The following is a 22,082-nucleotide window of genomic DNA, read 5'->3' as shown; positions in this document are numbered from 1 at the left end:
TCAGAAAAACCCCTATTAAGTAAATTTTCGTTCGAAATTGAACATTTGATGTCAGCGTTCGCTAGTGAGAATCATAATGTAAATACTGGAGCTAAAAATTAACAACACTAATGTAATACTCTACTACTTTTTACTTAAGTAATTTTAACACTATTTTCCAAGTGAGAGAACAATTTTTTCAATACAAAAAAAGACCTGGTTTAATTAGTAACCAAGTCCATCACTGCCATATTTCATTAAAGCTTAATTGTAATGTATAAGTAAATCAATTACATTTTTATCTTTACAAACTTACGTTTCCCAATTTGGACAACTAACCCTTCTGTAATAGGTACTAGCAACCCTGTATCTTCAATTTTTTCTCCGTTTATCTTTACACCTTTATTCTCAATCATTCTTCGTGCTTCACTTTTTGAACTTAACAAATTTATATCTACTAGTAATTCTAGGACAGGTATTTCTAATTTACCTTTCCATTCAACCACTGTTATCTCATCAGGAACCGCGCCCTTTTGAAAGACAGAGATAAATTGTTGTTCTGCTTTTTCTGCTGCTGCTGTTCCGTGGTACATCGTTACTATCGTTTTCCCTAAAAGCATTTTTGCATCTCTAGGATGTAACTCGTTAGAATTTATTTCCTTTTTTATTGCTTCTATTTGGTCAAAAGTGAAGTCTGTAACTAATTCGAAATACTTATTCATTAGTTCATCTGGAATAGACATCGCTTTTCCATACATTTCTTGCGGATTTTCATCAATTCCGATGTAGTTTTTCTTTGATTTCGACATCTTTTCAACACCGTCAAGCCCTTCAAGTAAAGGCATTAACATTGCTACTTGCTTTTCTTTTCCAAACTTCTCTTGAAAGTGTCTTCCCATTAAAATGTTAAAGTGTTGGTCGGTCCCACCTAGTTCAATGTCACATTCTAATACGACAGAATCGTAGCCTTGCATTAATGGGTAGAAAAATTCATGAAGCGATATAGGCTTCCCAAGAGCTATCCTTTCTTCAAAGTCGTCCCTTTCCATTAATCTTGCCACTGTTATTTTTCCTGCTAATTGGATAACATCTTCAAAGTTTAACTTCGATAGCCACTCCGAATTGTAATAGAGTTCAACCTTCTCCATGTTCATCACTTTTCCAAATTGTTTAAAGTAGGTTTCCGCATTATGCTTCACTTCTTCATCCGTTAATGCCTTTCTTGCGACTGATTTGCCTGTAGGGTCGCCAATCTTTCCTGTAAAGTCACCAATCAAGAGCTGGATGATATGCCCGTTATCCTGAAACTGTCTAAGCTTTTTTAAAACGACAGTATGGCCAAGATGTACATCTGGAGCTGATGGGTCTAATCCTAATTTGATTTTCAGTGGTCGGTTTTCCAGTACAGATTTTAAGACTTTCGTTTCTAATTCTTCCACAGGAATAATATCTTGTACACCTTGCGTGTATAAAGCCATTTGTCTCTTTACTTCAAGTAACTGTTCTGGTGATAGTTGCTTAATAACTTCACTCACTTTTCGTTCCTCCTATTATCGTCTAAGGCACCAGCACTCGGTTGCCTTAAAATTGGTTCTGTTTGATTACTTTCCTTAATAAAGTGGAGATGTTCTTTTGCTCTTCAACCGTAAGACTGGAAACAATCTCTGCCTCACCCATATGAAACCTTGGATAGAGTTTCTCCATAATATTTCTGCCTTTATCCGTTATCGTCACGTACGTGTTTCTTCTATCTCGATTGTCTACTTTTCTATAGCAAAGCTCTTTTTGTTCCAAAGTTTTCGTGATATTACTTATTGTAGCCTTCGAAACGCCAGCAGACTCAGCTAATTTTTTTGTTTCAACCGAATTCCCAATCCATAAATCATAAAGGAGGGAAAACGCAGTCCATGATAAGCCATACTCTGATAAAACCTCACGTTCCATCTTATTTCTTAAGCCCTGTGCAATACGATAGATATTTGTTACAACCGCTATCGCATCCAAGTTTAGGGAGTCCATCGGTAGTTTCGTTAAGATGTTTATCGTATTTTTTTCTTCAGGGAGCAACTCCCCTTTTTCATTAAACGAATGAATAATAACTCCCTCCTTTAAATTAACATCTAAATTTTCATAATCGTTAGCTATGAAACGATAATAACAAAAACTGAAAAAGAGTGCAACACCAAGTTTTGGTTCTTCAACTAACCTCCATACCAATAAGCTCTACCGAAACAACCAGTGGAACCGAGGAGTTCCGGTATATTACTTAGATAATAAACACTCATTTACAGAAAAATGGAACTTATAAAGTCCCAACTGATCAAAAATGGGCTATAATTAGCACTAAGAAAGGGAATTTAATAGAGGTGGATGATGATGACTAAAAAAACGATACATACGCTTGATACTCCTACTTTACTTCTAGATCTTACAATCTTAGAAAAAAATCTAGACGAAATTAGTTTAATTACAAAAGAGAATAAAATTAATTGGCGTCCTCATATAAAAACTCATAAAAGCATTGAAATAGCGAAAATGCAGCTTGAAAGAGGGGCTTGTGGAATTACCGTAGCAAAGCTTGAAGAAGCAGAGGTTATGGCACTTGGAGGAATTAATGATATTTTAATTGCTTATCCGCTTTCAAGTCCGCCAAAATTAGAGCGACTAAAAGCGTTAACTGCAAAAGCAAAAATCACGATTGCCATTGACTCATTGGCACAAGCAGAAAAAGTAAACGAGGCGTTTTCTGGGGCTAGTCTGTTACCTGTTTGGATAAAAGTTAATTCTGGTTTAAACCGCTGTGGTGTTGAAGTGGATGAAGTCGTTGAACTAGCCATTCAAATCTCTATGCTCCCTTACTTACAGCTAACTGGTATTTTTACTCATGCTGGCCACTCCTACGCGGCTAAATCACTTGAAGAAATTAAAGAAATTGCTTACCGTGAAGCAAAATCAGTAGTAGAAAGTGCAAACGCATGTGAGCTAGTAGGCATTAAAATTCCTCATCGCAGTATTGGTTCGACACCAACGTTTAAATACGGAGCAGCAATCACCGGAATTACAGAGATCCGCCCAGGGAATGCAGCTTTTTACGATATGTGTCAGGTAGGTCTAGGTGTAGCGGAGGCTTCACAATGCGCCCTAACAGTTCTTGCTTCTGTAGTAAGCGTGAAAAAAGATCGAGTTATTTTCGACACAGGAAGTAAGGCACTCTCGCTAGACCAAGGTGCCCATGGAAACAAAAGTGTCGTAGGTTATGGGAGTGTAGTTGGTCATTCTGAAATGACCATTGCAAGACTTTCTGAAGAGCACGGCGTAGCCCTATTACATAGTGATACAACTTTGACCCTTACAGACAAGGTTCAAATTATTCCTAACCACGCCTGCGTTGTTGCAAATCTATTTGACGAATACACTATTTTACGAAATGGTATCGTCATTGACAATTGGCCTGTTGACGCTCGCGGAAAAATGAAGTAAGGAAGCTTTAAGCAAACAATAGTATCGCAAAAAAATGGACAATCGTTCCTGCTAGGACAAATAAATGCCAAACCATATGGTGGAACGGGAACCAGCGAAACATATAAAATAACGCACCGATTGTATAAAGTAAACCACCGATTATTAACAAAATCACACCAACATCATCAAAGTTCGTCACAAGAGGTTGCCATGCAAACACGATAAGCCAGCCCATAAAAATGTATAAAGCTGTAGAAGCATATAGAAACCGTTTGACGAAGAATATTTTGAATAAAATCCCGAGTACCGCGATGAACCATAAGACTGCTAGTAGGAACATCCCTAATTTTCCACCTATAACGTTTACAAGAATAGGTGTATACGAGCCTGCAATAAATAAGTAGATTGACGAGTGATCAAATATCTCAAATATGTTTTTTACTTTTCCCTCTGGAAAGGCATGAAGAAGCGTTGAGGAAACATATAAAAGCATCATTGTCACTCCGTAAACTGTGTAGCTAATAATTGAAGCTACAGAACCTTCTAACGCTGCAAAAACGATCAATAACGTTAACGCTGAAATACTAAAAACAATCCCAACACCATGAGAGATGGCATTAGCTATTTCTTCTCCTTTTGAATACGTATGTGTTGTTGTCATTAAAGAGTACTCCTTTCAATTCGGATGATTTCTAGCTTTATCATCTAGTCAAATGCCTATTAGCCTATACCATATCCTATTGTATCATTAACCGAAATGTGAAAAAATATGAGCGAATATTTTCCTTCTAAGTTTTTACTAAAAAGACTAGTCTCTAACAGCACTTTTTTAAAATGGAAATAGGAAAAAATCAGCGAAATATATTAACAGTTTCTTTGATGGTTAAAACACCTCTACCAAAAAAAGTGCATATAATTTGATTCTCTATGTCTATACTGGTACTGTATTCTCATCTGCAAAAATAGGAGGTTCATCGTTATGTCATTAATTTTACATCAGCTCATTTCAGTTTTATTCGTCGCTATCGTACCACTACCAATTCTCGCTTTTATTAAAAGTCGTAACGGACAACCGTTAAATTCTGCTCCAATTTGGAAAGGCTTAGTGATGCTCGCTAACATAGCGTTATTTGTAACTCTTATAACTGGCTTTATCCTATATCCTGTCATAATGTCGTTTCGGGTTTGGTTATCTGTTGTGCTAGTATTAGCGATTGGTGCGTTCCTAGGAATATTCTCAAAACGCCTTAAGCTCTATCGCTTAGAAACAAATGAGGAAATGAAGGGGAAACACTTAGATAAAATTGCAAAGATCGGTTTCGTCTATATTGCAGTTCTTCTTGGTACATTTATATTTATGACTTATTGGTATAGTTTTTAAAAAAAGCGAAAGGGCAGACTATGATGTAGCTCTAGCCAATTGCTACTAAACAAAAATGTAATTCTTTCATAAATAAAAAAGTGTCAACACCTTGGGTGGCTTGACACTTTTTTTATTTTGCATGGGGAAACACTAGTGTAAATACGGTTCCTATACCACGCCGACTTTTCACCTCCACTTTACCACCCATTGCTTTAATAATCTGATAGGCAACCATCGTCCCAAGGCCCGTTCCGGCATTTTTTGTCGATGAAATTGGTACACCCATTTGGTCTATTTGTTCTTGTGCCATGCCAACTCCTGTATCCTTAATTGAAATCACCACTCCTCTACTTGTTGTTAAAGCATCAATGACCAACTGGCCACCATTTGGCATTGCCTCAATGCCATTTTTCACAATGTTAATTAAACTTTGACGAAATTTATATCTATCACCTAAAATGTATCCCTCTTTTAAACTAGCATTGCTAACTTCGACCCCCTGCATTAGCGCATATGGGGTCATGACTTTAACAACATAATTAACTTCTGTTATCGAGCTAAGTTTTTCAAGTTTCGTTTTACCATTCGGTTTCGCAAGAGTTAAGTAGTCCGTAATAATCGACTGCGCCCTATCTAATTCATATAGTGATAGTTCTAAATATTCTTTTCTCTTTTCATATTCAATATGATCATCATTTAGTAATTGCAGAAATCCTCTTGTTACAGTTAACGGATTTCGAATTTCATGAGAAACACTTGCAGCTAATTGGCTAATGACACGAAGTTTTTCAGCGCCATTTAATCCTTCTTTATACCGCAAATTTTTAAGAAAGTACTCAATAATATAGAGCACTAACAAAAAAGTTAGAACTTTAAAAAGAAAATGGCTCATTAACACTATGATTAGTCCGGTATTTAGCAAATCAGCATAAAAGAGTAAATAGACAGTGTAGTTTACAAGCCACATTGCCATCATGAACGGGAGGGTTATTAACAACTTCCTTGAGAACTTCCCCTTTATAAACTGCCCAGTAAAAATATAAGTAAAAAATAACATTCCAAATGCCTGGACAACCGTTACATATAAACCTGGATTTAATCCCATCAAGAAGCGGAAAGAAATTAATCCTACGAATAAAGCAAAAGCTACCTTTCTACCACCATAAAGGGCCCCTAGCAAAAAAGGAATAGTGCGCAAATCATAAATAGTCCCATTAACATCGTAGTAAGGAAACATTATACAGAGAGCGATTGCTACCATGGCAAGTGAACCAACAATAAACTGACGATATTTAGTTTCAAACATTGGATTTAAAAGGAAGATATAGTAGATAAAAGTGCAAACAAAAATGATAAGAACATTTAAAAATAAATTTATCATTGAGACTCCACCTTTTAGCCATAATTAATTTTCGCTTAGCCGATAGGACCTATTGTGTTGAACCTTGCGCTTAGTTCAGAACTTCTAATTTGTTAAACGTTAAACTAAAAGTAGTTCCTTTCCCTACTTCACTGTCAATTTCGATTTTTCCTTGCATTGCTCTAATAATGTTATGAACGACGAGTAAGCCTAGCCCTGTTCCCGATTCCTTCGTAGATTGATAGGCTAATCCAAGGGAAGCGATTTGTTCTTTTGACATTCCAATCCCAGTATCAGATATAGAGACTATAACCTCATCTTCTTGAGAGTCTACAACAATTGTTATCGTTCCACCTTGTTCAATTGCTTCGATTGCATTTTTAATAATATTGATTAAGCATTGCCGTAGTTTTTGTTGGTCACCGACAATATAACAGTCATCAACAACTTGCATGCTTAATTCGACATTTCGTGTGCTGGCAAGATGGGTCATTACTTTCGTAATATAGTCTATTTCTTTTGTAAGATTTATAATTGGCTCATTAACTTGCCCCGTTGGATTGGCAAGGGTAAGGTATGAAGTAATGATCTCCTGAGCTCGATCTAATTCTTGTAACGACAACTGTAAAAATTCTGTTCTTTTCTTTTGGTCTAAGTTTGGATCATTAAGAAGCTGGATAAACCCCCTCGTAACTGTTAATGGATTTTTCACTTCGTGGGAAACACTAGCCGCTAATTCACTAACGACACGGAGCTTCTCAGCCTCGAAATATTCCTTCTCTATTATTGTACTTTCCCTTATGTATTCGCTAATAAAAATGATAATCCCTAATGAAATTACTTCTATCACACCGAACAACAAAAACAATCCAAACTGATCTTTAATTCCCTCGATCATCTGGATATTCAAACCTAATGATAAACATGAGAAAAAAACTAACGTGCTCATCAAATACGTCATTTTTTTCAATTTAGATAATCCAGCATATTTGGGTATCAGTATATAAACTATCGTTAATAGCATCAAAAACTGAATGACTATACTATTTAAAAATTGCCCCTCACCACTATAAAAGTCAAATCCAGTTACGGTTAAAAATAACCCAATGGCTATAGCACGCCCACCATAAATTGACCCAAGCAGAAAAGGGATATAGATAAATTCAAAAATACCATCAAATATTCCTGGGCCAGGAATCTGTTTACAAACAATTATCGCTACAAGTGTATAGAACCCAATAAATAAACTTCTATTTTCTATTTCTATCTTTCGTTCGTAGAGGAAAATATGATATATAAAAATACCTATCAATAAACATAAAAGATTTAATAGAAAAAAAGCCACAAACCTCATCCCCTATATCTTTATTCTATAGTAAAAAGATTGGCAAGCATGTGTATCTAGTCTCTAATCTTAGTATTTTGATACTACAGTCTTCTTTTGGTACTAATTGGATAAAATTAGTGTACACATATATCGAACGTTTTTTTTCTGAAAATGTTACAATAAATCAAAAATATTTTAAATAATTATGTCACATTACTTTATTAGTAACGTCTGTCCTCTGTTCATTCCTGCTTTTTGTAGGACGACGCAAACAAAAAACTTAGCATATTTTAGGTTTCTCCATTCAATTAGAAAAACCTTCTGAATTTTTAAAAAACTCATACTAAAAAAAAGACTGTCCCAAACATAAGTATTTAGTCACCTCGGCCTACTATTTATTTGTGTAAAAGTTATACACTCTAATAATAGTATCACTTCGAGATGAGCTAACACTTATGGGACAGTCTCTTCATCGGTTCATATTTTATGCTTTACGAACGTTAGTCGCTTGTGGACCACGTTGACCATTTTCGATGTCAAAAGTCACTTCTTGACCTTCATCTAATGATTTGTAACCGTCGCCTTGAATAGCTGAGAAGTGAACGAATACGTCATCTCCACCTTCTCGCTCAATGAACCCAAAACCTTTCTCACTGTTAAACCATTTTACTTTACCATGTTCCATTCTTATTTCCTCCTAGCATGTAGCAAATACATGAAATTGCAAGTTATCTTGCTTTGTTATTATACCCATATATAATTATTTTAAACGATTGTAGACTAAACATAGCAATAAATATGAGTTAAACTGAGAAAAGTTTAGTAGTTACTGATAACTTCTTTCAAGTTGATCGACAAGTTCTCCAACGTAAGAAACGGCTTTCCTTATTGGATCTGGTGTAGACATGTCAACGCCGGCGTGCTTCATTAAGTCTAGTGGTCTCATTGTTCCACCAGCTTTTAGTACTTCAATCCATCGATCAACGGCTGGCTGACCTTCCTCTTTAATCAGCTCGGCAACCGCAGTCGATGCCGTAAGACCGGCAGAATAGGTGTATGGATATAATCCCATATAGTAATGAGGTTGGCGCATCCACGTTAGAGCTGCTCCCTCATCGATCTCAACAGTATCTCCCCAGAAGTTTTCTAACAACTCTCTCTTTTGTTCACTAAGGGTTGAAGCTGTAATTGGTTTTCCTGCTTCAGCTAATGTATAAACTCGACGTTGTAACTCCCCCTCAAGCAAGTGTGTTACAAAGTTATGGTAATACGTTCCTAGCGACTGTAATAATAACCATCGCTTCATGCGAGTATCATCTGTTGTTTTCAACAAATGTTGACTTAATAACAACTCATTAATCGTTGATGGTGCTTCGATAAAATAAAGAGATGGGCGCGTATTAACGAGACGCTGATTTCCACCAGCATAATAAAAATGACCTGCATGGCCTAATTCATGTGTAAGGATAAAGGCGCCTCTCATCATATCTGTCCATGTAATTAAGATATAAGGATGAACTCCGTATGGGCTCGAACAAAATGCACCAGTAGCTTTCCCTACGTTTTCAGCTAAATCAACCCATCTTTCTGTTAAGGCTTTTTTCATGACACTATGATATTCAGGTCCCATCACTTCTAACGATTTTAAGATCGTTTCAGATGCTTCTTCATAAGTTGTTGTTGGATTAAATTCAGAATCAAGTGGTGCTTTCAAATCGCAAAACATCATTTTATCTAAACCAAGGACACGTTTCTTTAACTCAGCAAAACGGCGCATATGCGGTGCTAATTCGTTTTGGATAATATCTAATTGATTGTTATACATTTCTAAGGTGACTTGATGAGGTTGCAATAACATATGAGTTACACTTTCATACTTACGCTGACGTGCTAGGACCACTTGCTTTTTAATTTCAGTTGAATAAGTTGCAGCAAATGTATTCTTGTATTGATTTAACGTTTTCGTAAAAGCTTCATATGAATTTCTGCGTACGGCTGTATTAGCCGATAATTCATATCGGTCTTCAAATAAAGCAAAGGTTAACGGCAAATCGTTTCCTTGTTCATCTTTAAAAGAAGGGAAATCCATATCTGACGACTTACTCATTTCATACGTCATGTAAGGTGAAGACAAAACTTGACCTAAGGCAGCTAACGTTTCTTCTGTTTCTGGACTAAGCTGATGAGGCTTCTTCTCCATTAGCTCCTCAAGATTTTTACGGAAATCCTCTAAACCTTTTTCTTCCTTTAAGTATTGATCAATTGTTCCATCTGGTAACGCAAGGATCTCTGAATCAACAAATGTTAAGCCTGCTTCCACAGTAGCAAGTACCGCTCCAGTGCGGGCAGAATTCCCTTGATTTTCTGGGTTCGTCCCATCTTCCGTTTGTTTTAATTGTGCATATGTAGCGACAAGGATTACCCTTCTATATAACTCCTCTTGAGCATTTAAACAATCTAGTAAAACACGAGCACCCTCACCTAATCGCCCTTTATATTGAGTCACAGTAGGTAAATCTGCTTGAACTGCGGCAAGTTCTTTTTCCCAAGCCTCTTTTGTCTCAAATAAATCATTTAAATTCCATGTTAGTTCAACAGGAACTTCACTTCGCATTGTTTTTTTCGCCATTGTTAAGTTCTCCTCTACTATTTATTTCGTTTCTCTAAAAATTAGTATATCTTAAAAATAACTTAATGACAAAATATTAGAAAAACTTAACTCGAGCTATGTTTCCTTTCACTATAGCCGTTTTGAGGGATGAAACCAGAAGGATTGAAAACCAAGACTATTTGCTCATTTTTTCTTTTATTAACAGCTTTTTGTTTTGGTTATAATATAATGTCTAATAAACATTGAAGGTAGGTTTATCATGGATCTTCTTGAAAAACTTAAAGAAAAATCTACATCAGTAACATTAGAACTGAAAAAACCTTATAGAGGGTTAACTTCAGTGTACGGAACAATCTTAGATATAGACAAAGGAAAACACTCACTTTTATTTTATACCGTTGACTTTCATGTCGTAGAACATTTTAATCTAAAGGACATTGATCATATTGCCGCAGGTAATCAACTACTATCATTTATTTTTGTTAAAGAAGATTAGTGATCACTTACCTCGATGATATATTCTTCTTCTTCCAGGGACATTGCATCTTTAACATGGACCGACCAAAGCTTTGAGTTCGTGTCGTAACTCACAAATCTAATTGTGTAGATAGACATGTCGTTTAGTGCATCGTTCTGCAGTGCTTTTGCAATAGCTTCATAATAACTCTGCAATTCCTCCTGTAGCACTAAAATCTTAATTCCCTCAAGATAAACGTTTGGTTAGATATAATATTACACCTTTTTTCATAAAAAAAAGTTTAGTCAAATTGACCAAACCTAAAATACATCTAATTTATCTTTTATTTGCTTGCTCCCACTTACTGAGATGAACGGCGCCTAGCTCTGGGATGGGGTCTCCTTGGAGAACAGTAATATATTCTAACGAATTCCCATCTTTATCAGAAAAATAGTAACTCGCTGCTGGCATCCATGAATGCACAACGGGTTCACTTGCATCCAGTCCAAAACTTGCTGTTACTTCAATCCCTTTTTGTGCTAGATAGCTGGGCACCTTCAATAATTCTTCAAAAGGAATGTAAAATGCAAAATGTGATTTTCTAAAATGTTCACTAGAAACTTCCCATATACCTAACATTTGCTCTTTTTTTGAACTGTCACCTAGCCAAAAAAACGCAACACGCCTTTCTTGAAGCACAAAAGCTAGCTCTAAATCAATACTTTGATAGAATGCAATAGCTTCTTCTAGATTAGTTGTTTGAATATGCGTTTCATATAAACGAGCATTTTTCATGAGTAATCCTTCCTTTACCAAGGTATTCTAAAACTTAAAGCCTAATAAGTTATTTTAAACATAAATACTAGTAGTCTGGCAATTTTTAGGATTTGTTAATGAACCGAGTATAGGAAGGAGAGATTTTATAGGAGCATTTCTGCTCCTTAATCCCACTTATGTACATATGCAGGTTGATAATTTTGTAGCCTATGTATTAGTTTTGCTGGATCATTTTCCATGATAATTAATGGGCGATATTCCTCTTTAACAAAGCCTTGTTCAATCATATGATCGAATAGACTTAACAGAGGCGTGTAGTAATTATTTACGTTCAACAAACTACATGGTTTTTGATGATAACCTATTTGGGCCCACGTTAACACTTCAAACCATTCTTCTAATGTTCCCGAGCCACCAGGCATGGCAATAAATCCATCGGCTAGTTCAGCCATCATCGCTTTTCTCTCGTGCATCGTTTTAACGACATGAAGCTCTGTTAAGTTCTCATGAGCAATCTCAACTCGCATCAATTTTTTCGGGATTACTCCAATTGCTTTACCACCGTTTTCGATAATGGCATCTGCGATTGCTCCCATACAGCCGACCCTCGAGCCACCGTAAATTAGTTCAATCTTCTCTTCTGCTAGCTTTTTTCCTAATGCTCTAGATGCCTCCATATAACAAGGATCAAAGCCTCTGCTTGATCCGCAAAAAACAGCAATCTTTTTCATCTGTACCACCCTTTGTTTTTTAGTTTCTAATTAGTATACAACGTTTTCATCCCTGATTATCTTTTTTTTACTTTATTTAATATTGATTTTAGAATTTCACATAAATAATTATTGTCCATAGAAAACATACTAAATAAAAAATGGTGGGTGATATCTATGTTCAATTTTCACTTTAAACGATTATTGATTAGCAGCACAATATTATCAAGTTGTTTAAGTTTTATTATTATAGCCTTAACAATTGTTCATCACATGAAGATGCAAGAAGCAATAAACGATATTAAACATAACGGATTTATTTAATCAATTGCAATGAAGAAGCTCGTTCAAGATTATAACTTGAATGGGTTTTTTTATTTCTAACAGAAATTAACTAGAAAAAAGAAAGCATATTATTTGTAGCGATTTGGACCGTCATGGTAAATTGTATGTAGACCAATTGGTATAAAAAATTGTGGTTACATTGGAGTTGGTGCGTTTTGAATACTAAGGATAATTCCAAAATGAAGTTGCTGAAAACTGCTTCCCGTCTCTTTCAATTACAGGGGTATCACGGAACCGGTTTAAATCAAATCACAAGAGAAAGTGGGGCACCAAAAGGTTCCTTATACTATCATTTTCCTAATGGGAAAGAAGAATTAGCTGTTGAAGCAGTGAAACTCACTGCAAGTCTAGTAACAAAAAGAATTGAAAACGGTATAAACAGTAATGAAGACTTGGTCACCGCTCTTTCAAACTTCTTGGAAAAAATGGCGAAGCATTTTCAAGAAGAAGATTGTTCTAAAGGGGTGCCGATAGCTGCTATTGCATTAGAAACGTCTTTAGTTAGTGAGCCCCTAAGAAGTACTTGCCAAAATGCTTATCAAAGCTTTGAAACAGCCTTCTCAAAGAAGCTGTTACAAGGTGGATACGAAGAAGCAGAGGCTAAAGAATTGGCTATTTTGATTAATTCTATGATCGAAGGAGCCTTTATTTTATCTTTCACAAAGGGGACAAACGAACCTTTATTAATTTTAGCAAAACAAATTCCAAAACTTTTAAAATAGGATTTGGAATTTTTTATTCAACATATTATATAGACTGGTCTAATTATAGGAGGGGAATTAAGATGGGGATTTCTGATTTAAAAGGACTTTTTCAAAAACATGTATTGCACTTTACTGGTTTACAACTAGAACATGAGAACGTTTATTCTTTCGTCTTCAAACCTGAAACACCTTTTGAGTGGAAGGCTGGCCAACATGGAGGACTTAAAGTAAATGGCAAAGGAAAACCATTTACAATCGCCTCATCATCGAAAGAAGGCTTTCTATTAATTACTACAGAAGTTAGAGAAGACAGTGACTATAAAAAAGCTTTAATGAACTTAAAAGAAAATGACACTGTTACCTTTATGGGACCGATTGGTAGCTTCTATATTAAAGATCATTCATTACCACATCTGCTTGTTGCCGAAGGAATTGGAATTGCTCCTTATCGTTCTATTATTAAGCAATTACTTGAGGACAATCTATCTTTAGATACCTTTCACTTGGTCTGTTTAACCGATAAGCCTCTTTATCGTGATGTTTGGGAAGAAGCTAAAGAAAAAGGAGCAAAAATTGAATTTTATGACGAAGAAACAAGTTTTAAGAAACGAATTAAAGACTATAGTAGCAACCTACAACAAAATGGTAACTTTTTTGTTTGTGGAAAACCAAGTTTCGTAAAAGAAAATGTTAAATTTTTAAATAACCTAGGGATAAAGAAAGTTCACAAGGATGCTTTTATGGGGTATTAATTGTTAGTTCAAAGAAGGTCGCAGCACAGTGCGGCCTTTTTTATTTTGGTTGATGGGGATTTTTGGTTTATAGTTTTAAAATAAAACTTTTTTGAATAACTCTGGTCTTGTTTGAAATAATACTGATTAAAGGAGGTGCCAGAATTGACCAATGAACAACTGGTACTTACTATCATTTGGCTCAGTTGTACCCTAATCCTATTATTTGTTGTTCCTAGAAAACGCGTTCGTGAAATGGTGGCTGTCTTTCTTTTCTTTCAAACGTTAACATGGCTATTTAGTATAGCGCTAAGTTACCATGGCTTACTTTTTGCCCCTGTTCGTGAATTTCCCGATGCAACCAAAATCAGCTTTACTTTAGAATATATTGCTTTTCCCTCAGCAGCTGTTTTTTTTCAACTTTGGTACCCAGAAAAAAGTGGAAAGGTTAGGCGTACTGTTCATTATGGTTTAAGTGTCGGTGGAATATTATTGTTTATGCTTGTTGTTGGATCAGTAACAGAACTTATGACAATAGAGGTCGATAACTTAATCCGAAGTTTTTGCAACTTCACAATAGAGTTACTTTTATGTAGACGATATATTGTCTGGTTTATGAAACCAACTGCTAACAAAAAGGAGGTAACTCCACTATGAGTATTGAGGTAACTATTCTTTATATAGTTTGGTCTTTCACGACTTTTTTGTTGCTTTTAATTCCTAGCCATCACTATCGCAATGCAAGTATTTCATTTTTATTTCAACAGTTTTCCGCTTGGTTTCTAGGGATATTAGTTGTGCAATGGAATTTAATTGAGTATCCAGTCCGAGAATTAGCTGCTGTAAATAGAACAAGCTTCACATTTGAGTTTTTTGCCTACCCTGTCGTAGGAATTTTTTTTAATTACTTTTATCCAACCAACCCAAGTCTCAAAAAAAAGTTTTTATACTATAGTTTGTTCTCTACAGCTATAACAATTCCTGAATATTTGTTGGAAAAATATACAGACCTTATTCATTACGTTCAATGGCATTGGATCGTTACTTGGGTAAGTATTTTTGCAACTTTATTTATATTGCGAGGTTTTTACGAATGGTATTTCAAGAAAGATTTACAACATTCTTAGTGTAGTAATTAAAAATTAGTTATGACATGAAAAACTGTATTCCATTTACAAAAAAAAACTGCATCCATTTGTGTTTAACAACTGGGGTGCAGTTCGTTTGGTCCTACTCGGTTTTAATCTTTGCTTAATTTCTCTCTAATAAAACTTGGTGCATGGTTGATATCAATTGTTTCAAAGAATGGCATAGCATGTTCCGAAGCAAAATAATAACCGATAACGTATCCTCCACTATCATTCCAAGTTGACAATTTTAAACATTCTTCGATTTGATCACCATCGACAATTTTAATGGCATCAGGTCTAGTTTTAAAGTCATCCATTGTCTCGTCAGAGCGCCAGTAGTCGTAAAGATAAGCTCGATCTCTTTTAATGACAACTGCGTAAGCTATATCATCTGCGGTGATACGTGCTTGTTTTAACAAGTTTCTCTCCTCTAACCATGCCTCAACACGATCATAATTTTTGTACCAAGATGAATAAATGTGCTGATCGTTCTGCAATGAATAATCTACAGTACCCCAAGAGCCTTTGATCATTTCGTTCACTTCAATCTTTTCTTCTTTTAGTTCTTCTTGAAACATTTTATGAAAGCTCTCAATATCTTCACGTCGTGTAATCGTTAAATGTTGCATACCATGATTTGAAAAGATCGATATTTTGTCGATCATTGCTACATCATTTAGTCTTAAAACACCGTAAGTATTTAACTTATGTTCCTCTGATTCTAAAATATCTTTATATAACTGGTTGGGTTTTAAATAGAAGTCTTCTGGTACTCTATATTGGCGGACAATTTTCTTGCCATTCACTAATTCATAGCCGAAAGCGACTTGGCGATAGTATCCTGAGTATTCATCAAACCTATCTTGCGTTTTTATGATTTGTTCATGAAGTTTGCGAATATTTTCGATATTAGTTGGATCCTGATAGTAGAACCGTTCTGAAAATTCCTCTAGTCTATATTCGCTATATCGCATCTCATCCATCATATAAATGCCCTCACCGAAATAGACACGCTCGATTTTTTCTAATATAGGAAGACGATTTTCATAGCCTGTTACATCGACTTTAATTAAGAGGGCGATGATGACCATAACTCCTACAAAAAAGCTATAGCCCTTCCATCTTGTTAGGACTCGCCATGACTTTTGTAAGATCATTAATGCTACGAAATATCCGATGATCGATGCTACAATGTAACCAAAGATACGCCAGCCAATTGTTCCTTGCGTTTCACCAAAGTATAAACCGCCTAATAACATTGAACAAAAAGTAACTCCATATAAGAATACTGGCTGAAGAGAGCGGAATGCAATCGCTTGTGTAGCGGTTTCGACTTTTCTAAGTCGATAAGCTAATAGTGCTATTAAATAAGCGACTACAGTTAATAGGATAAAGAAAGTAACTTCCTTTCCTGATAATGGATCGTCCATCAGTCTCGTTGCTCTAACAAAAGGCACTATCTTTTCAATATTATGATTAAAGTAATAATCACCAACAAATCCATGCAGGATATAATTTACGTTCATAAAAAACAAGATCGTAACTCCTGCAGGAAAAATAAACAAAATATACGTTAGTACACCTTGAAAAACAGAAATCCCTGTAAACATTGCCACAAATACAGATACCGTAAATACAAAGGTGTTTATGAGGATGGTCGTTCCAACCCATCGAGTAATCATCGTTATATTTAAGATTTTAGGCGCATCTACAAAACCACTAAGTAACATCAAAGTGATTCCTGTAATCAAAACCGGAATCACTAACATAACAAATCCGAAAAGCAAGTTTTGATGAAATAGTGCTACTCGTTTAATTGGTAAACTATGAATATAATCTGCAGACAATTTAACATGCATATAACGAAATAAGAAAATCGCTAGCAATATTGGAACTGTAAACATAAGAATTATTTGAAAAGCATCTGAAAATTGAAATAAACTTACTGCGTTAAATAAATAATGTTGCTCATATTTTTGATGAGTGCTAGCTATCATTATGACTTGTAAAGGTATGGAAAATAATAAGCATAAGACATAGGCGATGCCAAGCCAACCTACATTCTTGAGATTTTGCGTATAGATGCCACGGTTAAACAATAAGGCTTTCAACTGCATAGCCAACGTCCCTCATTTCATAAATGAAAATTTCCTCTAGTGTAAGTGGAAGTATATCAAATAGTACTGGTTTCGTTTCATGGACATGGGTAGTAATGTCACTTTCTATTCCTCTTACAATGTACATCCGCACACTTCCACGCTCTTCTTTGTAAAGAACGTCCATACCTTGTAAGAAGGACTTAGGTACATCACCCTTAAACGCCACTTGGATCTTATGAATATCTGATTTTAAGTCATCCAAATCCTTTTCAATCATAATCTCGCCTTGATGAAGGATACCAATATGATCGCAAAGGTCTTCTACTTCACGTAAATTATGAGACGAAATTAAGATTGTCATTTCTCTCTCTGCAACGTCTTGAACAAGTAAATTCTTTACTTTTTGTCTCATCACGGCATCCAAACCATCAAACGGTTCATCTAGAATAAGCAACTCTGGCATCGTCGATAATGATAACCAAAAAGCAACTTGCCGTTGCATCCCTTTTGACATTCGATGGATTTTCTTATTAACAGAAATCGGGAAAACTCTACTTAATTCTTGATAACGTTCTTCGTTCCAGTATGGATAAACACTTTGATAAAATTTCGCCATTTGCTTAACGGTTGATTGCGGGAAAAAGTAAAGAGAATCTGTGAGTACAATTGTTTTACTTTTCATTGCGACATTCTCATACATTGCTTCCCCATTGACAAAAATGTCACCACTATCCTGCTTGTATATACCGCCGATCATTTTAAGTAATGTTGTTTTCCCTGCACCGTTTGAGCCTAATAAACCGTAAATCGATCCTTTTTCGACTTTTAAACTCAAGTTTTTGACTGCTTCGATGCCTTCAAATATTTTTTTTACCTTCACAATATCAATCACTACTTCCCCCTCCTTTCACCGTTTGTTCCGCTTCCGAAATTAATGATAAAATTTCTTCTTTATTTATCCCTAAATATAAAGCTTCAGAAATGAGCTTAATTAAGTCTTTTTTCATCTTCTTCACCTTTTCATTATTAGTTGCATGAGCTTGTGGTGAGACAAACTTGCCTTTACCCGGAATCGAATAAATATAACCTTGGTGCTCTAACTCCCGATACGCCTTTTGTATTGTGTTTGGATTAATAGTCAAGTCACCTGCCAATGCCCTAACCGATGGAAGCTGCTCATCTTTTTGAAAAACTTCATGAATGATCAATTCTTTTAATTTTTCTACTAACTGTTCATAGATTGGAACTCTGCTTCGCAAATCTAACTGAAACATCATAGTCCTCCTTTCTTAAAATTTCTAGTTTACATTAAATTTTTTAGGTATTAGTAAAACTTAGACACCTGAATCTAAGTATGAAATCTAAACGCTACACGTGTATTATGTGTATTACTTTAACTAGTACAGTTTTATTATAACCGTTACATAAAGTTTCGCAAGCACTTTACAAAATAATTTATGAACATTCGTTAACTATCTAATACTAAAAGGAAAGGTGGTGAAATTCATGACTGAACAGGTAGTAAAAGAACTAAATGAGTTTTTAAAAGGACAATACATGGGAATTCATTCATATGAGCATTACATCCAAAAGCTCGATGATGCCCGTGTAAAAAAGGAATTCCAAAAAATTCAACAAGAACATAAGCAACATGCAATGATGGTGGCAGAACGAATTCAAAATCTCGGTGGCAGGCCAGTTGATGATGAAGGAATGATCGGGTCGATACAAGGTTTTATTAGCAAGTTAAATCTCCCAGATACAACAGAAGGTTTAATTCACGGCGCTTTAAAAGGAGAAGCTATGGGCATAAAAATGTCAGAGGAAATTGTCAAAGGCGATTTAGATGAAGAAAGTCGACAACTTATTGAAGAAATACTAGATCATGATCGACAGCATACTTCGTTATTAAATGGGTTCTTGCAATAAAAACTCAAAATAGAAGGAGGCTAGGACAAAAGTGTCTCAGCCTCCTTCTGAAAATTAAATGTTCTTTTTCCGTTCTAACAATCGTTGAAACTGTTGATCCAATTTTACATAATCTGCATCCCCAGGTATGCAATTACTTAACTGTGCCAAAATAACTGCAATTTCATTTTCTAAAAGCATTTTCTGCTGTTCTCCATCGTTTTCCTGATTAGTTCCTAGACCAGTAAACTGTGAGAAACCATATTCTACTTTAGTTATTTTTTCATCTTGAAAAACTAATAGATGATTACAAGTACGTTCTAATAAATAACGGTCGTGAGTAATTAGCAGTAACGTGCGATTGTATTGCAATAACGCGTCTTCAAGCTGCTCTCTAGCGTGTAAATCTAAGTGGTTTGTTGGTTCGTCTAAAATTAACAAATCGTGATTGTTCAGTAGCAATTGAGCGATCTTCACTTTTGTTCGCTCTCCTAAACTAAGGCAGTTTACTTTTTTCCTCACTAATACCTCGTCAAAGCCTAAATTAGCAAGCATCGTTCGGACATTGCCTTCTTCCTCTCGATTATTTATATCGAACAACTCTAGGACATGCTCATCCCCTTTTAAATCAAAGACATCTTGGCTCAAGTATCCGATATTCACTGAAGGACTAACATATACCGTTCCTTCAAGTTCAACTTCTCCTAATAATCCTTTTATAAATGTAGATTTTCCAGAACCGTTATTTCCAAACAAACCTATGCGTTCTCCACGTTGGATAGTAAACGAACTGTCTTTGAAAAGTGATCGTTCACCAAACTGTTTCTTCACATTTTTTGCTTCTAGGATAAGTTTTCCTTTTTTCTCTGTTTTCTTAAAAAGAAAATAAATGTCTTCCTCTTCTTTCGGTTTTTTCAATCCTTTATGATCAATCTTCTCTAAACGTTTAATTTGAGATTTGATTTGTTGATCTTTCTTTTTTGCTTTAGCTCGAAAATATTCTTTTGCTCCTATTTTCGTTCCTGATTTCAAGCCTTTAGTTGTTGAGTCCCGATGGGCTTTATTCGACCAATTTTTCAACTGCTTAATTTGCTGGTTTATTCGCTCTTTCGTTTTTTCCTGCTCTTCATAAGCATGCATTTCGCTTGCATACTTGCGTTTCTTTTCTTCCCTATAAAAACTGTAGTTTCCTTTATATTCTTGAATTTCACCTGCTTCTATTTCTAAAATCCTCGAGACTGTCTCGTCTAGAAAATAGCGGTCATGGGAAATGATGAGTACTGTCCCTTTATATGTTTTTAATTTTTGAATAAGCCATTGTGTTCCTTCATAATCTAAATGGTTCGTTGGTTCATCTAAGATCAGAAAATTTGGGTTAGTGGACCAAACATTAGCTAAAGCAAGCTTTGTTTTCTCACCACCACTTAAGCCATCAAGCCTATCTCCTTCCCATTGTTGGACTTGTTTTGCACCTAATAAACTGGTTGTTTCTAGAAAGTCTTGAATTTCAACCTCTTGTTCAAAAAGCTTATTAAAAGTACTAGACGTATAGTAAACGGATTGTTGTAAATAGCCCAATTTCACATTAGATTGGAACCAAATTATTTGGCCAGCGTCTGGCGCTAAATTTCCAAACAACAGATTTGCGATTGTCGACTTACCCGCTCCGTTCTTACCTACTAAACCGACTTTCTCGCCAATACGAATATCCAAGTTAGCTTTTTTCAATACTTCTTGTTCTAAATAATCTTTTTTTATATTTTTACAACTACATAATAGTGTCATCATATCACCTCAAAAAATTTAACGTACAAAAAAGCCGTTAATGAACACAAAGTTCATTAACGGCCTAACCTACAAATTATAGGCATAAGGGTAGCTTAAAAAACGCATTAGTGCGTTTGTCTAGTCAGGCGTTAATATTGTGTTCTTAGCTATTGCACGTTTAAAGGTACTTGGTGGCCAAAAGCCCACTCTAATTTGTTTTACTATTTAGACATAGTAAATAAGACACACTCTTAGTGATATTTCTAGAATGCGTTCCTTTAAATCAATATGCAATTCATTTTTTAGCTAAGAACTATATACGCATCGGCTGACTCCTTATACATTCGTTATATTAAATACAATTAAATTATAACCAGTTTGGTGTTTTTTTACAACAATAATTGCATAATTTCATATTATCCCCATTAAGATCTATATGCAGTTGCGTTATTTCGCTAGCAACTACATATATTTTGACCTGGCTCTTTTTTAGTATTTATGAAGTTCACTCAATTAGAAAATTTGACTAATTCTTACTCAGAAAAGAACACGAATTAGTCAAGCTTACTAATTCATATTCTTTATAGAGGTGAATGAGATGCTAAGATTGCTGTTGGTTCTATATGTGTTAAGGAAAACAAAAGTAGTGAAACAGAAATTTGTTTTTTTCATAAACATTTAATGTCTAATGATTTTTCGAATCGTAAAGCCAATTATTAAACCCGGAATTAAAAATAGCATTGGCAAGAAGACAGGTCCTGGTAAAACGCCAAATATCGTTAATCTCTGCGAATAAATGAGACCAACAGTTACAGAATATGCGCTAAATGCAAATGGTAAAAAAAGAAGACGATCTATGTCTTGATTTGAATCCCGAAACGCATCCCATAATGAATATATATAAAAACAAGGATAAAACATTAACCATTGAAAATTTGTTACTTCAATGGCACCGTATATGTTTCCATTGAACGATTTTAAAATCGCGAGGTTAAAGTTACTCATGACGTTAATAATGACCTCAAAAAAAATAAGAACTATTCCTTTAACAATTTTTTTGTTAAGAAACTGACCAAATCCTGGCAGGGCAATACTCCATAATAAAGCCTCATAATTTAGTTTTGATTTAACTTCTTCCATAGGCTACGTCCTTACTGACTATCTGCACTTAAAGCAGCAGCGTTAGATCGATTTTTTCGGTCTGGACAATTTATATACACTATCCATTCATTTATTGGGAATAACTCTCCAAACCAACCTCCTTGTTTTAGAACGGTTAAGTAATTATTTTTCTGCATTCCTAGAAGTGATATCATCATATTCCTCCTGTATTTCCTTCCTAACAGTATCTT

General features: G+C 35.2%; 25 protein-coding genes. 9 read left to right on the top strand and 16 right to left on the bottom strand.

What is annotated here, in order from left to right; all coding sequences use genetic code 11:
• Window positions 1–269 precede the first annotated feature (269 nt).
• Complete coding sequence (tyrS, locus tag ACK4M9_RS06780; RefSeq protein WP_409849183.1) at window positions 270–1,457, bottom strand: tyrosine--tRNA ligase; 1,188 nt, start codon at window positions 1,455–1,457, stop codon at window positions 270–272.
• Between the two features lie 103 nt (window positions 1,458–1,560).
• The gene (locus tag ACK4M9_RS06775; RefSeq protein ID WP_409849181.1) at window positions 1,561–1,998 is read right to left on the bottom strand and encodes a MarR family winged helix-turn-helix transcriptional regulator; all 438 of its coding nucleotides are present in this window, start codon (window positions 1,996–1,998) and stop codon (window positions 1,561–1,563) included.
• Window positions 1,999–2,352: 354 nt separating this feature from the next.
• Here ACK4M9_RS06775 and ACK4M9_RS06770 point away from each other — a divergent pair, with 354 nt between their 5' ends.
• Window positions 2,353–3,459 (top strand): alanine racemase, encoded by a 1,107-nt coding sequence (locus ACK4M9_RS06770; RefSeq protein WP_409848847.1) that lies wholly within the window; start codon window positions 2,353–2,355, stop codon window positions 3,457–3,459.
• Between the two features lie 7 nt (window positions 3,460–3,466).
• Here the strand turns inward: ACK4M9_RS06770 and trhA are convergent, their stop codons facing one another.
• Window positions 3,467–4,102: a PAQR family membrane homeostasis protein TrhA gene (gene trhA, locus ACK4M9_RS06765; RefSeq protein ID WP_409848846.1), complete on the bottom strand. Its 636-nt coding sequence runs from the start codon at window positions 4,100–4,102 to the stop codon at window positions 3,467–3,469.
• Between the two features lie 318 nt (window positions 4,103–4,420).
• Between trhA and ACK4M9_RS06760 the strand changes: the two genes are divergently transcribed.
• Entirely contained in the window at window positions 4,421–4,822 is a 402-nt protein-coding gene (locus ACK4M9_RS06760; RefSeq protein WP_409848845.1) for a hypothetical protein, read from the top strand.
• Between the two features lie 112 nt (window positions 4,823–4,934).
• Here the strand turns inward: ACK4M9_RS06760 and ACK4M9_RS06755 are convergent, their stop codons facing one another.
• The 4 genes from ACK4M9_RS06755 to pepF all read right to left on the bottom strand — a co-directional run bounded on the left by ACK4M9_RS06755 (window position 4,935) and on the right by pepF (window position 10,120).
• Window positions 4,935–6,185, bottom strand: coding sequence for an ATP-binding protein (locus ACK4M9_RS06755; RefSeq protein WP_409848844.1), 1,251 nt, complete (start codon window positions 6,183–6,185; stop codon window positions 4,935–4,937).
• Between the two features lie 70 nt (window positions 6,186–6,255).
• Window positions 6,256–7,509 (bottom strand): ATP-binding protein, encoded by a 1,254-nt coding sequence (locus tag ACK4M9_RS06750; RefSeq protein WP_409848843.1) that lies wholly within the window; start codon window positions 7,507–7,509, stop codon window positions 6,256–6,258.
• A 466-nt stretch (window positions 7,510–7,975) separates the two neighbouring features.
• The gene (locus ACK4M9_RS06745; protein ID WP_409848842.1) at window positions 7,976–8,176 is read right to left on the bottom strand and encodes a cold-shock protein; all 201 of its coding nucleotides are present in this window, start codon (window positions 8,174–8,176) and stop codon (window positions 7,976–7,978) included.
• 141 nt (window positions 8,177–8,317) lie between these two features.
• Window positions 8,318–10,120 (bottom strand): oligoendopeptidase F, encoded by a 1,803-nt coding sequence (gene pepF / locus ACK4M9_RS06740; protein WP_409848841.1) that lies wholly within the window; start codon window positions 10,118–10,120, stop codon window positions 8,318–8,320.
• A gap of 241 nt (window positions 10,121–10,361) precedes the next feature.
• On the opposite strand from pepF, the gene ACK4M9_RS06735 reads away from it, so the two are divergent.
• A complete protein-coding gene (locus tag ACK4M9_RS06735; RefSeq protein ID WP_409848840.1) occupies window positions 10,362–10,598 on the top strand; it encodes a hypothetical protein in 237 nt (78 codons plus the stop codon).
• On the opposite strand, the gene ACK4M9_RS06730 is transcribed toward ACK4M9_RS06735, so the two are convergent.
• The 3 genes from ACK4M9_RS06730 to ACK4M9_RS06720 form a co-directional block, all read right to left on the bottom strand.
• The gene (locus ACK4M9_RS06730; RefSeq protein WP_409848839.1) at window positions 10,595–10,774 is read right to left on the bottom strand and encodes a hypothetical protein; all 180 of its coding nucleotides are present in this window, start codon (window positions 10,772–10,774) and stop codon (window positions 10,595–10,597) included. The genes ACK4M9_RS06735 and ACK4M9_RS06730 overlap by 4 nt on opposite strands.
• A 121-nt stretch (window positions 10,775–10,895) precedes the next feature.
• Window positions 10,896–11,354, bottom strand: coding sequence for a VOC family protein (locus tag ACK4M9_RS06725; protein ID WP_409848838.1), 459 nt, complete (start codon window positions 11,352–11,354; stop codon window positions 10,896–10,898).
• 146 nt (window positions 11,355–11,500) lie between these two features.
• Window positions 11,501–12,067, bottom strand: a complete 567-nt coding sequence (locus ACK4M9_RS06720) for an LOG family protein (protein WP_409848837.1) — start codon at window positions 12,065–12,067, stop codon at window positions 11,501–11,503.
• Window positions 12,068–12,223: 156 nt separating this feature from the next.
• Between ACK4M9_RS06720 and ACK4M9_RS06715 the strand changes: the two genes are divergently transcribed.
• The 5 genes from ACK4M9_RS06715 to ACK4M9_RS06695 all read left to right on the top strand — a co-directional run bounded on the left by ACK4M9_RS06715 (window position 12,224) and on the right by ACK4M9_RS06695 (window position 14,953).
• Entirely contained in the window at window positions 12,224–12,370 is a 147-nt protein-coding gene (locus ACK4M9_RS06715) for a hypothetical protein (protein ID WP_409848836.1), read from the top strand.
• Window positions 12,371–12,546: 176 nt separating this feature from the next.
• The gene (locus ACK4M9_RS06710) at window positions 12,547–13,113 is read left to right on the top strand and encodes a TetR/AcrR family transcriptional regulator (protein WP_409848835.1); all 567 of its coding nucleotides are present in this window, start codon (window positions 12,547–12,549) and stop codon (window positions 13,111–13,113) included.
• 62 nt (window positions 13,114–13,175) lie between these two features.
• The gene (locus ACK4M9_RS06705; protein WP_409848834.1) at window positions 13,176–13,847 is read left to right on the top strand and encodes an FAD-dependent oxidoreductase; all 672 of its coding nucleotides are present in this window, start codon (window positions 13,176–13,178) and stop codon (window positions 13,845–13,847) included.
• A gap of 144 nt (window positions 13,848–13,991) precedes the next feature.
• Window positions 13,992–14,483, top strand: coding sequence for a CBO0543 family protein (locus ACK4M9_RS06700; protein ID WP_409848833.1), 492 nt, complete (start codon window positions 13,992–13,994; stop codon window positions 14,481–14,483).
• Entirely contained in the window at window positions 14,480–14,953 is a 474-nt protein-coding gene (locus ACK4M9_RS06695; protein WP_409848832.1) for a CBO0543 family protein, read from the top strand. Before ACK4M9_RS06700 ends, ACK4M9_RS06695 begins: the two co-directional genes overlap by 4 nt.
• Window positions 14,954–15,066: 113 nt before the next feature.
• Here the strand turns inward: ACK4M9_RS06695 and ACK4M9_RS06690 are convergent, their stop codons facing one another.
• From ACK4M9_RS06690 to ACK4M9_RS06680, 3 genes are read right to left on the bottom strand one after another with little or no spacing between them, the layout of a single operon-like run.
• Entirely contained in the window at window positions 15,067–17,073 is a 2,007-nt protein-coding gene (locus tag ACK4M9_RS06690) for a multidrug ABC transporter permease (protein ID WP_409848831.1), read from the bottom strand.
• Window positions 17,048–17,947: an ABC transporter ATP-binding protein gene (locus ACK4M9_RS06685; RefSeq protein ID WP_409848830.1), complete on the bottom strand. Its 900-nt coding sequence runs from the start codon at window positions 17,945–17,947 to the stop codon at window positions 17,048–17,050. Before ACK4M9_RS06685 ends, ACK4M9_RS06690 begins: the two co-directional genes overlap by 26 nt.
• Window positions 17,940–18,329, bottom strand: coding sequence for a GntR family transcriptional regulator (locus tag ACK4M9_RS06680; protein ID WP_409848829.1), 390 nt, complete (start codon window positions 18,327–18,329; stop codon window positions 17,940–17,942). Before ACK4M9_RS06680 ends, ACK4M9_RS06685 begins: the two co-directional genes overlap by 8 nt.
• 232 nt (window positions 18,330–18,561) lie before the next feature.
• Between ACK4M9_RS06680 and ACK4M9_RS06675 the strand changes: the two genes are divergently transcribed.
• Entirely contained in the window at window positions 18,562–18,984 is a 423-nt protein-coding gene (locus ACK4M9_RS06675) for a ferritin-like domain-containing protein (RefSeq protein WP_409848828.1), read from the top strand.
• Window positions 18,985–19,038: 54 nt separating this feature from the next.
• Here ACK4M9_RS06675 and abc-f read toward each other — a convergent pair whose 3' ends face one another.
• The 3 genes from abc-f to ACK4M9_RS06660 form a co-directional block, all read right to left on the bottom strand.
• Entirely contained in the window at window positions 19,039–20,751 is a 1,713-nt protein-coding gene (abc-f, locus tag ACK4M9_RS06670) for a ribosomal protection-like ABC-F family protein (protein WP_409848827.1), read from the bottom strand.
• A gap of 657 nt (window positions 20,752–21,408) precedes the next feature.
• Window positions 21,409–21,870, bottom strand: a complete 462-nt coding sequence (locus ACK4M9_RS06665) for a hypothetical protein (RefSeq protein ID WP_409848826.1) — start codon at window positions 21,868–21,870, stop codon at window positions 21,409–21,411.
• Window positions 21,871–21,881: 11 nt separating this feature from the next.
• Window positions 21,882–22,049 carry a hypothetical protein gene (locus ACK4M9_RS06660; protein ID WP_409848825.1) on the bottom strand — a complete coding sequence of 56 codons (168 nt, stop codon included), beginning with the start codon at window positions 22,047–22,049 and terminating at the stop codon, window positions 21,882–21,884.
• Window positions 22,050–22,082 lie beyond the last annotated feature (33 nt).

Origin of the sequence: Anaerobacillus sp., from assembly GCF_046314235.1 — a bacterium.
GTDB lineage: Bacteria > Bacillota > Bacilli > Bacillales > Anaerobacillaceae > Anaerobacillus.
Note: the sequence above shows the minus strand (reverse complement) of the source record. Positions and strands in the feature narration are given on the sequence as shown.

What these genes read in the sequence shown, in the direction of transcription:
- tyrS (WP_409849183.1), bottom strand. Translation starts at nt 1,457, where the DNA reads ATGGCTTTATACACGCAAGGTGTACAAGATATTATTCCTGTGGAAGAA.
- ACK4M9_RS06775 (WP_409849181.1), bottom strand. Translation starts at nt 1,998, where the DNA reads ATGGACTCCCTAAACTTGGATGCGATAGCGGTTGTAACAAATATCTAT.
- ACK4M9_RS06770 (WP_409848847.1), top strand. Translation starts at nt 2,353, where the DNA reads ATGATGACTAAAAAAACGATACATACGCTTGATACTCCTACTTTACTT.
- trhA (WP_409848846.1), bottom strand. Translation starts at nt 4,102, where the DNA reads ATGACAACAACACATACGTATTCAAAAGGAGAAGAAATAGCTAATGCC.
- ACK4M9_RS06760 (WP_409848845.1), top strand. Translation starts at nt 4,421, where the DNA reads ATGTCATTAATTTTACATCAGCTCATTTCAGTTTTATTCGTCGCTATC.
- ACK4M9_RS06755 (WP_409848844.1), bottom strand. Translation starts at nt 6,185, where the DNA reads ATGATAAATTTATTTTTAAATGTTCTTATCATTTTTGTTTGCACTTTT.
- ACK4M9_RS06745 (WP_409848842.1), bottom strand. Translation starts at nt 8,176, where the DNA reads ATGGAACATGGTAAAGTAAAATGGTTTAACAGTGAGAAAGGTTTTGGG.
- pepF (WP_409848841.1), bottom strand. Translation starts at nt 10,120, where the DNA reads ATGGCGAAAAAAACAATGCGAAGTGAAGTTCCTGTTGAACTAACATGG.
- ACK4M9_RS06735 (WP_409848840.1), top strand. Translation starts at nt 10,362, where the DNA reads ATGGATCTTCTTGAAAAACTTAAAGAAAAATCTACATCAGTAACATTA.
- ACK4M9_RS06725 (WP_409848838.1), bottom strand. Translation starts at nt 11,354, where the DNA reads ATGAAAAATGCTCGTTTATATGAAACGCATATTCAAACAACTAATCTA.
- ACK4M9_RS06720 (WP_409848837.1), bottom strand. Translation starts at nt 12,067, where the DNA reads ATGAAAAAGATTGCTGTTTTTTGCGGATCAAGCAGAGGCTTTGATCCT.
- ACK4M9_RS06715 (WP_409848836.1), top strand. Translation starts at nt 12,224, where the DNA reads ATGTTCAATTTTCACTTTAAACGATTATTGATTAGCAGCACAATATTA.
- ACK4M9_RS06705 (WP_409848834.1), top strand. Translation starts at nt 13,176, where the DNA reads ATGGGGATTTCTGATTTAAAAGGACTTTTTCAAAAACATGTATTGCAC.
- ACK4M9_RS06695 (WP_409848832.1), top strand. Translation starts at nt 14,480, where the DNA reads ATGAGTATTGAGGTAACTATTCTTTATATAGTTTGGTCTTTCACGACT.
- ACK4M9_RS06690 (WP_409848831.1), bottom strand. Translation starts at nt 17,073, where the DNA reads ATGCAGTTGAAAGCCTTATTGTTTAACCGTGGCATCTATACGCAAAAT.
- ACK4M9_RS06680 (WP_409848829.1), bottom strand. Translation starts at nt 18,329, where the DNA reads ATGTTTCAGTTAGATTTGCGAAGCAGAGTTCCAATCTATGAACAGTTA.
- ACK4M9_RS06675 (WP_409848828.1), top strand. Translation starts at nt 18,562, where the DNA reads ATGACTGAACAGGTAGTAAAAGAACTAAATGAGTTTTTAAAAGGACAA.
- abc-f (WP_409848827.1), bottom strand. Translation starts at nt 20,751, where the DNA reads ATGATGACACTATTATGTAGTTGTAAAAATATAAAAAAAGATTATTTA.
- ACK4M9_RS06665 (WP_409848826.1), bottom strand. Translation starts at nt 21,870, where the DNA reads ATGGAAGAAGTTAAATCAAAACTAAATTATGAGGCTTTATTATGGAGT.
- ACK4M9_RS06660 (WP_409848825.1), bottom strand. Translation starts at nt 22,049, where the DNA reads ATGATGATATCACTTCTAGGAATGCAGAAAAATAATTACTTAACCGTT.